The sequence below is a fragment of the Haladaptatus sp. SPP-AMP-3 genome (genome assembly GCF_049568665.1).
GTDB classification, from domain to species: domain Archaea; phylum Halobacteriota; class Halobacteria; order Halobacteriales; family Haladaptataceae; genus Haladaptatus; species Haladaptatus paucihalophilus.
Window position 1 is genome coordinate 339,573 of record NZ_CP145897.1, and the last position, 12,480, is coordinate 352,052.

The window sequence follows — 12,480 nt, forward strand, 5'->3', positions numbered from 1 at the left end:
TTCCCGAACATCGTGCCGTGGTATTGCATGGCGACGCGGTGTCGGATGGTAAGGTCTTTCTCCGGTCGCTTCCGACTAAACGGGCAAGCCTGTCGGAGGCGTCCACACTATGGCATCTACTGGGAAGCAGACCACGGACGAACCGGAAACGGCGGTTGAAACGGCCCGACGACAACTCGAACGCGCTGCGGCGCACCTCGACGTCGACCCCGGCGTCATCGCGCGCCTGAAGCACCCGGACCAAGTGCACCGCGTCTCGGTTCCGCTGAAGCGGGACGACGGAGACACGGAAATCTTCACCGGCTACCGCGCACAGCACGACAGCGTGCGGGGACCGTTCAAGGGCGGCATGCGCTACCACCCCGGCGTGACCGAGGAGGAGTGTATCGGCCTCTCGATGTGGATGACGTGGAAGTGCGCCGTCATGGACCTCCCGTTCGGGGGTGCCAAAGGCGGTATCGTCGTCAATCCGAAGGAGCTCAGCAACGAGGAGAAAGAGCGACTCACGCGCCGGTTCGCCGAGGAACTGCGCGACTTCATCGGCCCGATGCGCGACATCCCGGCCCCCGACATGGGAACCGACGCGCAGGCGATGGCGTGGTTCATGGACGCCTACTCGATGCAGGAAGGCGAAACCCAACCCGGCGTCGTCACCGGCAAGCCGCCGGTTATCGGCGGGTCCTACGGCCGCGAGGAGTCGCCCGGCCGCTCGGTCGCCATCATCGCCCGCGAGGCGTGTGAGTACTACGACTACCCGCTCGAAGACACGACGGTCGCGATCCAAGGGTTCGGGAGCGTCGGCGCGAACGCGGCGCTCTCGCTCCACGAATGGGGCGCGAACGTCGTCGCCGTCTCCGACGTGAACGGGGCGATTTACGACGAGAACGGCCTCGACATCGACCGGATTCCGACCCACGAGGAGGAACCGGAAGCCGTCACGACGTTCGACGGACACGAGCCGATTCCCAACGAGGAACTCCTCGAACTCGACGTGGACGTCCTCATCCCGGCGGCAATCGGCAACGTCCTCACCGAAGCGAACGCCCGCGACGTGCAGGCGGACATCATCGTCGAGGGTGCGAACGGCCCGACGACGACCACGGCGGACGAAATCTTCGAGAAGCGCGACATCCACGTTATCCCCGACATCCTCGCCAACGCGGGCGGCGTCACCGTCTCGTACTTCGAATGGTTGCAGGACATCAACCGCCGTCAGTGGTCGCTCGAACGCGTCAACGAGGAACTCGAATCCGAGATGCTGAACGCGTGGGACAGCGTGCGCGCCGAAGTCGAAGAGCGCGGCGTGACGTGGCGTGACGCCGCGTACATCGTCGGCCTCTCGCGTATCGCGGACGCCCACAAGGCCCGCGGACTCTGGCCCTAACGCGGTTCAGTTCGGGCATCGAATCGAGTCGAATACGAACGGAGAAGACGGTCACTTTTTATCGTCGATTGTACCGGTCCACGGACGCGTCGACGGACACGGCGAGTGCGCTCCACCCAGCGACTACTGGTTGGACAGTCCGGTCCCGATTGCGACGCCTATCGCAATTCCGATTCCCACGCCGAGCGCTATGTTGTCCAGTGCGACGCCGAGTCCGGCACCGAGAGCGACGCCGAGACCGATACCCATTCCCATGTTGCCGTCCGAATCCGCCTCCGAGCGTTCGTCCGACTCGTCCGTTCGTGACATACCGGTTCACCGCCGGGAGGGGAAATAAAGATATCTGGGAGAACGAACGGTCCGCCCGCACCTTCGGTGGCTTAAAATCGACGCCACGCGTCGCCTCGTGTATGCCACGACGAAGCGTCATGTTCACGCCGGGCGACCGGCCCGAGATGATGCGGAAAGCGCCCGGAGCGGGGGCCGACGTGATAGTGTTCGACTTGGAAGACGCCGTTGCCCCCGAACGGAAGGCGGAGGCTCGAACCGCGGTTCGTGACGTGCTCACCGACCCGGAATTCGACCCGGACTGTGAGGTGTGCGTCCGCGTCAACCCGACGGGAATCGCGGCGGACGACGACCTCCGCGGAATCGCGGACGGCGCGGAAACGGTCGATTCCGTCATGCTCCCGAAGACGGGGTCGGCGGACGACGCCGAGACGTTGGCCCGACTGCTCGACGAACACGACTGTCGGGTCCCCATCCTCGCGCTGGTCGAAACCGCGAGCGGCATCCTCAACGCGGCCGAAATCGCGGCCGTGGACGAGACGGACGCGCTCGTCTTCGGCGCTGAGGATCTCTCCGCGGACATCGGGGCGACCCGAACCGAGGAGGGGACCGAAGTGCTCTACGCTCGGGAACACGTCGTCCTCGCGGCGAGCGCGGAAGACGTGGACGCAATCGACACGGTGTACACGGATATCGACGACACCGACGGATTGGGCGAGGAGACGGAGTTCGCGATTCAACTCGGCTACGACGGGAAGATGGCGATTCATCCCGCGCAGGTGACGACCATCAACGAGGCGTTCACCCCCGACCCGGAACGGGTCGAGTGGGCCGAGGCGGTCCTGGAAGCGAAAGCGACGGCCGACGAGGAGGGAAGGGGGGTGTTCAGAGTTGGCGGCGAGATGATAGACGCGCCGCTCATCGCACAAGCGAAGCGAATCATGGAGTACGCTCGGGCTGACAGCTAACCCGTGCCCTTATATCTCATTTAGGGGTAATAGCCCATCCTTATTTCGTTATGCTTAACAGTGGGTGGGTGGGATTGGCAAACGATGTCCGAACAAGCCAATCCGTTCGAGAGCTTGCAGGAACAGATCGACGACGCGGCGGAGTACCTCGACGCGTCGCCCGACGTTCTCGAACGGCTCAAGCACCCCCAGCGGATACTCGAAACGAACCTCTCCGTCGAAATGGACGACGGTTCCATCGAGACCTTCAAAGCGTTCCGTTCGCAGTTCAACGGCGACCGCGGCCCGTACAAGGGCGGCATTCGATACCACCCCAACGTCAGCCGGGACGAAGTGAAAGCCCTCTCCGGGTGGATGGTGTACAAGACCGCCGTCGTCGACATCCCCTACGGCGGCGGGAAGGGCGGCATCATCATCGACCCCGACGAGTACAGTGAGGCGGAGTTGGAGCGCGTCACGCGCTCGTTCGCCAAGGAACTCCGGCCCTTCATCGGCGTGGACCAGGACATCCCCGCACCCGACGTGAACACGGGCCAGCGCGAGATGAACTGGATAAAGGACACATACGAGAAGCTCGAAAACACCACGGAACCGGGCGTCATCACCGGCAAGGCGCTCGAAAGCGGCGGCAGCGAGGGTCGCGTCGAGGCGACGGGTCGCTCGACCATGCTCACCGCCCGCGAGGCGTTCGACTACCTCGGCAAGGAGATGGACGGCGCGACCGTCGCCGTGCAGGGCTACGGGAACGCGGGATGGATTTCCGCGAAGCTCCTCGAAGACCTCGGCGCGAACATCGTCGCCGTCTCGGACTCCAGCGGTGCTATCCACAACCCCGACGGACTGCACGCCCGCGACGTGAAAGATCACAAGAACGAGACGGGAAGCGTCGTCGGCTACGCGGGTGCCGAAACGGAACTCAGCAACGAGGAACTCCTCACCCTCGACGTGGACCTCCTCGTCCCCGCCGCGCTCGAAAACGCCATCGACGGCGACCTCGCACAAGACGTGCAGGCGGACGTCATCGTCGAGGCCGCGAACGGGCCGCTCACGCCGGACGCGGACGACGTGCTCACCGAGCGCGACGTTCACGTCTTCCCCGACATCCTCGCCAACGCGGGCGGCGTCACCGTCTCGTACTTCGAATGGGTACAGAACCGCCAGCGCTTCTACTGGTCTGAAGAGCGCGTCAACGAGGAACTCGAAGACATCGTCGTCTCCGCGTTCGACGACCTGACGAGCGCTTACGAGGAACACGACCTGCCGAGCTTCCGCACCGCGGCCTACGTCGTCTCCCTCCAGCGCGTCATCGACGCGTACAGCGAGAGCGGCAACTGGCCCTAAACGCGAGCACCCACTCTCACGAATTGGCTTTCCGACCGGCACGAATTTTTGCGGAGTTCGATTCCAGTGAAGGGTCCGTTCACACAGCGTCGTCGCCGAACGATTGGAACGAGAACACGACGCATGCCAGAGAGACACGTTCCGCGGGAACGGCCGCCGAACACACGACAAATTGAAGGTTTAGAACTGTCTAATTCTGACCAGTGATGCTAAGCGACGTGATGGAAGATTACCTGAAAGCCATCTATACGCTTCAGAAGGAGGATGGGGGGCCGGTCGCGACCTCCGAGATAGCGGAGTATCTCGGCGTGACGCCGCCTACGGTCACCAGCATGATAGAGAAACTGACCGACCGCGGACTTCTCGACCGCGAGAAGTACAAGGGAGTGGAACTCACCCCCGAAGGCGAGACGGTCGCTCTCGAAGTGCTTCGCCACCACCGCCTGCTCGAATCCTATCTGACCGAACATCTGGATTACTCGTGGAGCGAAGTTCACGAGGAGGCCGACCGCTTGGAACACCACATCAGCGAGGAGTTCGAACGTCGGGTAGCCGACGCGCTCGGGAACCCGACGGTTGACCCCCACGGCGACCCCATCCCGGACGCGAACCTCTCGCCCATCGACGAGGACGACACCACGCGTCTCACCGAACACGAGGAAGGTGCCCACGTCGTCGTTGCGCGCGTGAGCGACCGCGACGACGACGAGTTGCGGTATCTGGCCGACGCCGGTATCACGCCGGATACCGAACTCGAAATCGTGGACATCGCCCCCTTCGGAATGGTGACGGTCGCCGTCGACGGTGGTGAGCAAAGCCTGCCGGAAACCATCGCCCGGTCGATTCGCGTCCGGGCCGTCGTCGAAGAACTCGCGTGAGATGGCGGGAACAGCGACGCCGTTAGCGACCGGTCTCCAGCAAGTCATTCAGCGCTACGACGGCTACGGTCCGCTGGCGGCCGCGTTCCTCGCCAACCTACTCGCCACGTTCGGGGATAAGGGACAACTCGTCGTCGTCACACTCGCCTCGCGTTACGACGCAAAAAAGGTGTTCGTGGGCGCGATGGCGGCCTTCTCCCTCTGGAGCACTATCGAAATCGTCTTCGGTCACGTCATCGTCACCGTCCTTCCGGGGGCCGCCATCACCGTCCTGACCGGCGGCTTGTTCGTCCTCTTCGGTCTCTGGACGCTCAGAAGTGCGATCGTGTCATTCGGGGAGGAATCCGACGACCGTCCGTTGCTCACCGGCGGCGGGATGGACGTGGGTATGAGCGGTACCCTCCTTCCCGACGGCTTGCTGACCCGGATGGGGGCCTACGGAGGGGTTCTGACGACGTTCGTCTTCATCCTGTTCGCGGAGTTCGGCGACAAAACCCAACTGCTGACCATCAACCTCTCGACGACGTTTCCGAACTCGCCGCTCTCGGTATTCGTCGGCGTCGTCGCGGCGCTCGGTCTCAGAACTGGTCTCGACGCGTTTATCGGCGAACGGTTCGAGCGAGTCCTCCCGACGAAATGGCTCGAACTCCTGGCCGCGGCCGTCTTCCTCGCCTTCGGCGCGCTCGTGTTCGCCGAATGGACGGGTTACCTCTAACCGCGCCCTTTTACACGTTCCACGCAAAGTGGTGGACAGATGATAGAGGTGCTCGTCTCGGGGCTTGCAGGCGTCGTTTTGGGGCTCTCGCTCGCCGCACCTCCCGGCCCGATGAACGCGGTCATCGCCGAGGAGAGCGTGCTCCGCGGATGGTGGTCGGGATTCCTCGCCGGACTCGGCGCGATGACCGCCGACGCCTGTTTTTTCGTCCTCGCGCTCGCAGGGGTCGTCGCCGTCGTCAGGGAAGCGCCGGTCGTCCGCGGACTCATGGTCGGCGTCGGCGGGCTGTTGATGCTGTACTTCGCCTACGGCGCGGCACAGGACGCGACCTCGACGTTCACCACCGACGAGGTGGACGAGGGCGCGAAGGGATTCAGAAAAGCGTTCGCGCTCGCCATCACGAACCCGTATCAGATAATCTGGTGGTTGACGGCGGGGGTCGGGCTGCTCGACCCCGGTCGGTTCGACGTGCTCTCCGGACTGCCGGGAAGCCTCACGGTTTCGACCGGCGGGCCGATAATCATCGTCGGCTTCTTCGCGGGAATCGCCTGCTGGATTACGGGATTTCCGGCGGCGCTGTCAGCGGCCGGAAAACGGGTCGATTCGTTCGCACCTGCCGTCGCGTACGTGAGCGCCGGTATCCTCGCGCTCGCTGGCGTGTCCTTCGTCTACGACTCCGTGACGACGCTCGTATGACCGAAAACTGCCGATTGCGTTTCCGTCGCCTCAGTGTCGCCCACCGCGCGGCGACCCGGACGGTTCGGCGTCCATTTCTGGAACCTCCTCTTCGAGCCATTCGCGGAACCACTTCACGCGCTTGAGCCGACGGTGGGCGATGTCCTGTGCGGTCTCGCTCTGGACCCGGGAGGAGGCGTCCTTGCCGCGTTCGAGCACGCGGTCCACCATCTCGGCGGCTGCCATGTGCGTCCGCGCCTCGTATCCCATCCGCAACAGCATCAGCGCGGTTCCGTTCGCGCCGACCTTATCCAGCATGTCTGCCTCGATGAGGCTCTGTGCCTCCTTCGAGAGGCGCGAGAGGTCACCCTGATAGGAGTGGTCTTCGACCGCCTTGCACACTTGGTCGACGAACGATTCTGGGAACTCGCCGTGCGATTCCAGATACTCGCGGGCGACGCGCGCGCCCTCCTCCGCGTGGACTTCCTGGTCGGCGTCGAGTTTGGCGATGTCGTGAAACAGCGCGGCGACGCGGGCGACGTCGACGTCGGCCCCTTCCCGTTCCGCGATGGTCTCGGCGAGGTTCACGACGTTGAGGATGTGGTTGTACCGGTAGTCGGCGGAGTGCCACGGATACCACCGCATGCGTCCGCCGCTCTCCTCGTTTTTCACGCTTGCAGCGAGATACTCGTAAACAAACGTCTTCATGTCCTCAAATTCCGATTGGGAGACGGGAGAACCCTTAATTTCGACACCCACAAAACTCCCTCCATTGTTCAGCGTTCGTACTCATTACTGATACAAACGCACGATTCGCTCTTTAGCGTTACGACGAGGTGATTAAGTGACGGGTGCTCTATTCGACGTGTATGACCGAGGCGTTGTATCTCGATGCGACGAGCGAGCGGGAATTCGAGGCCATGGTCGAACGCGTCGCGGGTAACCGCGTCGTGCTCGACCGAACCCTGTTCTATCCCGAAGGCGGCGGCCAACCTTTCGATACCGGCGTGCTCGAAACCGAGGACGAGACGTGGGCGGTCACCGACGTACAGAAGAGAGACACCATCTACCACACGCTCGACGGGACGCCGCCCGAGGAAGGGACGACCGTCACCGGACGAATCGACTGGGAGCGGCGCTACGCCCACATGCGGTATCACACCGCCCAGCACCTGCTCTCCGCGGTGTTGCTGGAGGAGTACGACGCGCAAACGACGGGCAATCAGTTGTACGAAGACCGCGCCCGCATCGACTGTGGTTACGAGCGGTTCACCGACGAGGAGTTCGCCCGCATCGAATCGATGATGAACGACCGCATCGACGCGGGATTGACGGTTCGCTGGTACGAGATGGACCGCGACGAGGCCGAGGCGTCCCTCGACCCGGAACGGACGCGGATTCACCTCCTTCCCGAAAGCATCCGCCGGATTCGCATCGTGGAAATCGAAGACACAGACCGAACCGCCTGTGCTGGGACGCACGTCGAACGGACCGACGAACTCGGCGCGTTCCGGATTACGGGCCGGGAGACGAAGGGAAGCGACGAGGAGCGACTGAAGTTCGTCCTCGAATAGGGTCGTCCGCCCGAAAAGCCCGCGCGGTTAGGCGGACCGGTTCGTAACTAGCAACGGCTCGTCTTCGAGCGGGAGGGACGCGAGTCGGTCGAGCGTCATCTTCGCGAGCGCGTCGCTTCGAGCGGAGTCCTTTTTGGCGTACATGTAGGCCTCCCTCGTCCCCGCCGGGTCGGCGGTCGGGACGAAGCGAACCGCCGTTCCGAGCGGGCCGATTTCGAACAGGAGGTACGCCTGCGGGAACGAACACAACGATGGCGCGACGAGTTCCCGTACGCCCATCGTCTCGGCGATTGCGGGGACGTGTAAGTGCCCGGAGACGTGCAGCGGAACGTCGTGTTCGGAGAGGACGTCGGCCACGTCCGTCGCGTTTCGAATCGGGAACGACGAGCGCCACGAGTGAGCGTCCGTCTCGTCACACAGTCCCGGAAGATTGTGGTGGGAGACGACGATGGGCGCGTCCGTCTTCGGAAGCGTGTCGTCCAGCCACGCGAGTTGGTCGGCGGAGATACGGCCGTCGTGACAGTCGGAAAGCGCCCCGTCGGGCGTCGAAGCGCTGTTCAACCCGATGACGTCCACGCCGCCGACCCGCTCGTGGAAGGGGTATCCGTCGGGCGTGAACGCCGACTCGAACGACGAGAGCGGCGGCGTCTCGTGGCCGTCGAAGGATTTCGGAACGTCGTGGTTGCCCGGCACGGCGAGGTAGGGAGCGTCGAGGTCGGATAGGAGCGACCGGACGGTTTCGAAGTCGGCGACTGACCCGTCCTCGGTCAGGTCGCCCGCGAACACGACGGCATCCACTTCGCGGGCGTTCGCGTCCGCGATGACGGTTTCGAGACGGTCTCGAGTTCGATGAAACACTTTCCACGTGCCGCGCTTTTCGGTCGAAACGTGGACGTCGGAGACGACGGCGACCGTCGTCCGGGTCGCGCTCCGTGGATGGGAAAATCGGGCGAAAAGGGGACCCGCATCCGCGTTTTCGGAAGGTGATTCGCTGACGGCCTCGGTCGGGCGGGACTCGTTCTGAAGTCCCGCCGTTGTCCCGTCTTCGATCATCAAGCGTACGGTCTTCTGCAGAAGATATAAATCTGGCGTACAGAATATATAGTTTAACCCATAGACTATATATTCGGTAGGAGAAATGGTGTTATTTCAGTCATATCTCGTTCAATACACGTGTCTGACTGACTTTCATTACGTCGCACGTCGAAAGGATGAGTGAGGATGAGTACGAGAAGCCTGCAAGGAATCGGAACATCAACGACGACGACGAGTTCGTCGTCCTCCTATCTCAATAGGGGTTTGCAACTAGTTGGACTGTTTTTCTTCATCAACGGCGTCTACGTGGCGTTCTTTTCGGCGAATATACTGACCACGTTCGGCTACTATTTCGTAGTCATCGCCGCCATCTGTGCGGTACTCTCGCGGCTCATTTCACCGGAAGAACCGCTCATCTCGCCCGAAACCCAGCGGAAGGCGAAACGACTGGTGAACCGCTCGGATTCGTCCCGAACGTCCCGCTCTCGGCGTCGAGAATCGGATCAACGGACCGAGTTCGACATTCGTCGGTATCTCCAGCCCGTCGCACGAGCGATTCGACTAATAGACGTGCGTCGGTTCACCTCGGGCGGTCGCGGTCGGGACCGTCTCTGAGTTTTGCATTTCATTTTTCGCGTCCTCGACTCTCAACGCTATAAGCGACCGTACAACGTCAGCGTCCCGTCCTCCGTGAACTCTCCATCGTCGTACACGCTGATTTTGACGTACCCCGTCGTGAGCAGTTCATCGACCCGCGGCCGTACGTGTGGTCCAAACTGCAGCGAGAGACACAACGACCCGTCCTCCTCGAAACTCGCGTCCGTGACCGACATCTCGTATCGCTCGTTTTGTTCATACTGCATAATATTATTCATTTGATGGTAGATATTGCAGAAGTAGCGCGGGGATATATGTCTTGTTTCTATTTGTCGCCGCTTGAGAACATACAGCGAACGATTCCCGATAGTCGATGCCGCCTCAGAATGTCCCATCTACCGATTGGTGTATTGTCGTTCGACTCCAACGAAAGCGATATGACGGCAGACGATTCGAAGCACCAATCGAGGCGGTCGATGCGGCTCGCGCGCGAGCAGACACATCTCGCCCGCGAACGGACGATACTGGCACATATCAGAACGGGCATCTCCATGTTCATCTTCGGAACCGTCATCGTCGGCTTTTTCAGCGACAAGGATTTTGCGACCGAACTCGGTAGCATCGCCATCGTCGTCGGTATGCTCTTCTTTCTCGGTGGTTGGATTTCGTATGCGCGGAGTAATCGGCGCATTCGCACCGTCCTCGCGGAAATCGAAGAACCGCTGGAGCGCGACTGAGCGCATCCGTGCTGCCCGCATCCCTCTCGGTGGTATTCCCCCGTTACCCTCAATGTGGGACGGCTTGGTACGAGGAAATAGGGTCTTGAAACCGGTAAAAGGATTTTTGGGCTCTCACGAAAATAGTCACACACACACAACTATGAATCGTCATCGATCCACAGCGGTCGTCCTCGTGCTCGCCGTCCTCCTCGCCGGTTGCGCCGGACTCGGCGGGTCCGATACGACGACGACCACCACCACGACGACGGACGCACCGACATCGACGAGTGCGTCCACGACGACGACCGCGAGCGGCGCGACGACGACGGACGCGACGACCACCACAACCACGACCACCACGACGGTGGAGTCGTGGTCACCGCCCAAAGAACCGCACACGCCGCTCGACGACAAGCGAGACTCCAATCAGGAGAACCGCATGAAGAGCGTCACGCTCGTCGACAAGGTGAAAGCGAAGAACGGAAACGGCTACTCCAACTTCAACGTCGAAGTCACCGCGAACACCAGCCTCCCCAACGTGGACCCCGAACCGCTCGTGGACGGCGACCCGTACTTCCTCGTCCAAATCAACGGTAAAAACGTCGGCCGGACCAACGTCCGCTTCCAGCACGACCCGGGAACCTACACCGTCGAAATCGAACAGGGTGCCTTCGACCAGTTCGACGACGGCACGCTTAACATCACGGTCTACCTCCTCGACGCGGACAAGCAGTCCGACGACATCTACGGCAAGTGGACCGGAACGATACAGTACAGTTCGAAGTGAGAACGTTTTGCGGATTGTTGCGGTTTTTTGTGAGTCGATTCGAGAGGGTTCGATGGTAGTCGGCAGTAACGTCGGTTTTTGGAGCTTGGTCAGATGGTTTCACAATTATTCGATCCCTCAAAAATAGAACCTTCTATAATCGGTTCGTAGACTACGAGTGACCACTCATATCGCTATCAAAACTAGAACGCTGGATGTTATAGTCCCGGGCGGATTCGAACCGCCGTCAATGGCTCCAAAGGCCATTATGATTGGCCGCTACACCACGGGACTCCTCGTTTCGCTCGTCGTCCCGCGTACCTCGCAAATCCGATGGATTTGCTCACCACCACGGGACTGCTCATCCCGTGTGATTCGCAGTTTCGAAGAAACTGCTCACCACCGGAAGCCGACACGTCGGCTTCCGAGCCTCGCCTCACTTCGTTCGGCGAGACACCCCGGGACTGCAGAGCGTAGTTGCCCTCTCGTATGAAGGCTACGTCGTCACGTAATTCGGGTGGCTACTTGAACGTAACGCAACTGTCTCGCCGCGAAAATTCGGTAGTCCCCGTCAGTCCGCGCGTCCGTCTTCGACCAGATGTGCACACATGTCCTCGTCGGCGTGGAAACAATCGGGACACTGTGGCTCGCGGTCGATGATGGTGTCGAGTCGGTCCGCGACCGTCTCGTCGATGACGCTTTCGAGCTGTTTCGCCTCGGTTCGGAAGTCGTCTACTTCGAGGACGTTGGCGAGGAAACGCTCCAGGATACAGTAGGTCTGGAGGGCGTCGCTGGCCCGCGTTTCACCTTCCTCGGTGAGGGTCGCGCCGCGGTACTTCTCGTGTTCGACCAGCCCGCGCTCTTGAAGTTTGCCGACCATCTCGTTGACGCTGGCGGGACTCACGCCGAGCCGGTCCGCGAGGGCGCCGGTCGCAGCCGGGCCGTCGTTGATTCGCTGGACGAGATAGATCGCTTTCAGGTATTGATCTGCTGTGTTCATTTGCTGGCCTCCATCAGGTCCGCGACTTCTTCGACGCCCGCCGCTTCCTCCGCTCGAATCGCGGAGAGCGTTTCGAGCAACCGCTCGCGCTCGACGCCGAACTCGGTGTCGCTCGCCTCGACGGCGACGATGAGGTCGTCGTAAAACTTGTACGCCGTCTCCTCGCCGTGCAGTTGGTCGTAGAGCACGCCGTCGAAGTCGTCCGGGGCTGTTTGGGCGTACTGCTCGCCCACGAGTAGCTCGATCTCCTCGAACGGAATCGTCTCGGCATCGAGTTCGTCGATGAGGGATTCGAGACGTTCCCGATGTTCGGCGGACTCCTCGCGTGCCTCGTCGAGCAGGTCACGAACGTCCTCGTGGAGTTCGTTTTGCTCTTCGGAGGGGAGGGTTTCGAAATGGCGCGCGGCCCGTGCCTCGACGACTTCCTCCAATACGACGCCGATTTGGAGCAAGCGCGCGAGTTGGCGGTCCGACGAGACGCGCTGACTCACACTCATGGCTGTGGAAAAGGGGTGGGGAAACTTAACACTCCCTGATGTG

Annotated in this window: 16 protein-coding genes and 1 tRNA gene; 10 read left to right on the top strand and 7 right to left on the bottom strand. The window is 61.8% G+C overall.

Annotated features, from left to right (window positions below):
• Positions 1-109 precede the first annotated feature (109 nt).
• Positions 110-1,384: a glutamate dehydrogenase GdhB gene (gene gdhB / locus V5735_RS02190; RefSeq protein WP_423744864.1), complete on the top strand. Its 1,275-nt coding sequence runs from the start codon at positions 110-112 to the stop codon at positions 1,382-1,384.
• 123 nt (positions 1,385-1,507) lie between these two features.
• On the opposite strand, the gene V5735_RS02195 is transcribed toward gdhB, so the two are convergent.
• Complete coding sequence (locus V5735_RS02195) at positions 1,508-1,693, bottom strand: hypothetical protein (protein ID WP_423744865.1); 186 nt, start codon at positions 1,691-1,693, stop codon at positions 1,508-1,510.
• Between the two features lie 101 nt (positions 1,694-1,794).
• Between V5735_RS02195 and V5735_RS02200 the strand changes: the two genes are divergently transcribed.
• From V5735_RS02200 to V5735_RS02220, 5 genes are all read left to right on the top strand, one after another.
• A complete protein-coding gene (locus tag V5735_RS02200) occupies positions 1,795-2,640 on the top strand; it encodes an HpcH/HpaI aldolase/citrate lyase family protein (RefSeq protein ID WP_423744866.1) in 846 nt (281 codons plus the stop codon).
• 84 nt (positions 2,641-2,724) lie between these two features.
• The gene (locus V5735_RS02205; protein WP_423744868.1) at positions 2,725-3,981 is read left to right on the top strand and encodes a Glu/Leu/Phe/Val family dehydrogenase; all 1,257 of its coding nucleotides are present in this window, start codon (positions 2,725-2,727) and stop codon (positions 3,979-3,981) included.
• A gap of 206 nt (positions 3,982-4,187) precedes the next feature.
• Positions 4,188-4,859 carry a metal-dependent transcriptional regulator gene (locus V5735_RS02210; RefSeq protein WP_423744869.1) on the top strand — a complete coding sequence of 224 codons (672 nt, stop codon included), beginning with the start codon at positions 4,188-4,190 and terminating at the stop codon, positions 4,857-4,859.
• A gap of 1 nt (position 4,860) precedes the next feature.
• Positions 4,861-5,574 (top strand): TMEM165/GDT1 family protein, encoded by a 714-nt coding sequence (locus V5735_RS02215; protein ID WP_423744870.1) that lies wholly within the window; start codon positions 4,861-4,863, stop codon positions 5,572-5,574.
• A gap of 39 nt (positions 5,575-5,613) precedes the next feature.
• On the top strand, positions 5,614-6,270 hold the full coding sequence (locus V5735_RS02220; protein WP_423744871.1) for a LysE family translocator: 657 nt from the start codon (positions 5,614-5,616) through the stop codon (positions 6,268-6,270).
• Positions 6,271-6,300: 30 nt separating this feature from the next.
• Here the strand turns inward: V5735_RS02220 and V5735_RS02225 are convergent, their stop codons facing one another.
• Entirely contained in the window at positions 6,301-7,008 is a 708-nt protein-coding gene (locus V5735_RS02225; protein WP_423744872.1) for an HD domain-containing protein, read from the bottom strand.
• Between the two features lie 110 nt (positions 7,009-7,118).
• Between V5735_RS02225 and V5735_RS02230 the strand changes: the two genes are divergently transcribed.
• Positions 7,119-7,823 (top strand): alanine--tRNA ligase-related protein, encoded by a 705-nt coding sequence (locus V5735_RS02230; RefSeq protein WP_423744873.1) that lies wholly within the window; start codon positions 7,119-7,121, stop codon positions 7,821-7,823.
• Positions 7,824-7,850: 27 nt separating this feature from the next.
• On the opposite strand, the gene V5735_RS02235 is transcribed toward V5735_RS02230, so the two are convergent.
• Positions 7,851-8,876, bottom strand: a complete 1,026-nt coding sequence (locus V5735_RS02235) for a metallophosphoesterase family protein (protein WP_423744874.1) — start codon at positions 8,874-8,876, stop codon at positions 7,851-7,853.
• A gap of 246 nt (positions 8,877-9,122) precedes the next feature.
• Between V5735_RS02235 and V5735_RS02240 the strand changes: the two genes are divergently transcribed.
• Complete coding sequence (locus tag V5735_RS02240) at positions 9,123-9,473, top strand: hypothetical protein (RefSeq protein WP_423744875.1); 351 nt, start codon at positions 9,123-9,125, stop codon at positions 9,471-9,473.
• 38 nt (positions 9,474-9,511) lie between these two features.
• Here the strand turns inward: V5735_RS02240 and V5735_RS02245 are convergent, their stop codons facing one another.
• Positions 9,512-9,721 (bottom strand): hypothetical protein, encoded by a 210-nt coding sequence (locus V5735_RS02245; RefSeq protein WP_423744876.1) that lies wholly within the window; start codon positions 9,719-9,721, stop codon positions 9,512-9,514.
• Between the two features lie 171 nt (positions 9,722-9,892).
• On the opposite strand from V5735_RS02245, the gene V5735_RS02250 reads away from it, so the two are divergent.
• Together V5735_RS02250 and V5735_RS02255 are read left to right on the top strand one after the other, a co-directional pair.
• Positions 9,893-10,192 carry a DUF202 domain-containing protein gene (locus tag V5735_RS02250; protein WP_423744877.1) on the top strand — a complete coding sequence of 100 codons (300 nt, stop codon included), beginning with the start codon at positions 9,893-9,895 and terminating at the stop codon, positions 10,190-10,192.
• A gap of 142 nt (positions 10,193-10,334) precedes the next feature.
• Positions 10,335-10,961, top strand: a complete 627-nt coding sequence (locus tag V5735_RS02255) for a PEGA domain-containing protein (protein ID WP_423744878.1) — start codon at positions 10,335-10,337, stop codon at positions 10,959-10,961.
• Between the two features lie 200 nt (positions 10,962-11,161).
• Here V5735_RS02255 and V5735_RS02260 read toward each other — a convergent pair.
• The 3 genes from V5735_RS02260 to V5735_RS02270 form a co-directional block, all read right to left on the bottom strand.
• Positions 11,162-11,234, bottom strand: a tRNA-Gln gene (locus V5735_RS02260).
• Between the two features lie 277 nt (positions 11,235-11,511).
• Complete coding sequence (locus tag V5735_RS02265) at positions 11,512-11,940, bottom strand: metal-dependent transcriptional regulator (RefSeq protein ID WP_423744879.1); 429 nt, start codon at positions 11,938-11,940, stop codon at positions 11,512-11,514.
• Positions 11,937-12,437 (bottom strand): hypothetical protein, encoded by a 501-nt coding sequence (locus V5735_RS02270; RefSeq protein ID WP_007982758.1) that lies wholly within the window; start codon positions 12,435-12,437, stop codon positions 11,937-11,939. Before V5735_RS02270 ends, V5735_RS02265 begins: the two co-directional genes overlap by 4 nt.
• Positions 12,438-12,480 lie beyond the last annotated feature (43 nt).

Coding starts and splice junctions, on each gene's coding strand:
- V5735_RS02200 (WP_423744866.1), top strand. CDS start 1,795: ATGCCACGACGAAGCGTCATGTTCACGCCGGGCGACCGGCCCGAGATG.
- V5735_RS02205 (WP_423744868.1), top strand. CDS start 2,725: ATGTCCGAACAAGCCAATCCGTTCGAGAGCTTGCAGGAACAGATCGAC.
- V5735_RS02215 (WP_423744870.1), top strand. CDS start 4,861: ATGGCGGGAACAGCGACGCCGTTAGCGACCGGTCTCCAGCAAGTCATT.
- V5735_RS02230 (WP_423744873.1), top strand. CDS start 7,119: ATGACCGAGGCGTTGTATCTCGATGCGACGAGCGAGCGGGAATTCGAG.
- V5735_RS02255 (WP_423744878.1), top strand. CDS start 10,335: ATGAATCGTCATCGATCCACAGCGGTCGTCCTCGTGCTCGCCGTCCTC.
- V5735_RS02270 (WP_007982758.1), bottom strand. CDS start 12,437: ATGAGTGTGAGTCAGCGCGTCTCGTCGGACCGCCAACTCGCGCGCTTG.
- V5735_RS02265 (WP_423744879.1), bottom strand. CDS start 11,940: ATGAACACAGCAGATCAATACCTGAAAGCGATCTATCTCGTCCAGCGA.
- V5735_RS02210 (WP_423744869.1), top strand. CDS start 4,188: ATGCTAAGCGACGTGATGGAAGATTACCTGAAAGCCATCTATACGCTT.
- V5735_RS02245 (WP_423744876.1), bottom strand. CDS start 9,721: ATGCAGTATGAACAAAACGAGCGATACGAGATGTCGGTCACGGACGCG.
- V5735_RS02235 (WP_423744874.1), bottom strand. CDS start 8,876: ATGATCGAAGACGGGACAACGGCGGGACTTCAGAACGAGTCCCGCCCG.
- V5735_RS02195 (WP_423744865.1), bottom strand. CDS start 1,693: ATGTCACGAACGGACGAGTCGGACGAACGCTCGGAGGCGGATTCGGAC.
- V5735_RS02250 (WP_423744877.1), top strand. CDS start 9,893: ATGACGGCAGACGATTCGAAGCACCAATCGAGGCGGTCGATGCGGCTC.
- V5735_RS02220 (WP_423744871.1), top strand. CDS start 5,614: ATGATAGAGGTGCTCGTCTCGGGGCTTGCAGGCGTCGTTTTGGGGCTC.
- gdhB (WP_423744864.1), top strand. CDS start 110: ATGGCATCTACTGGGAAGCAGACCACGGACGAACCGGAAACGGCGGTT.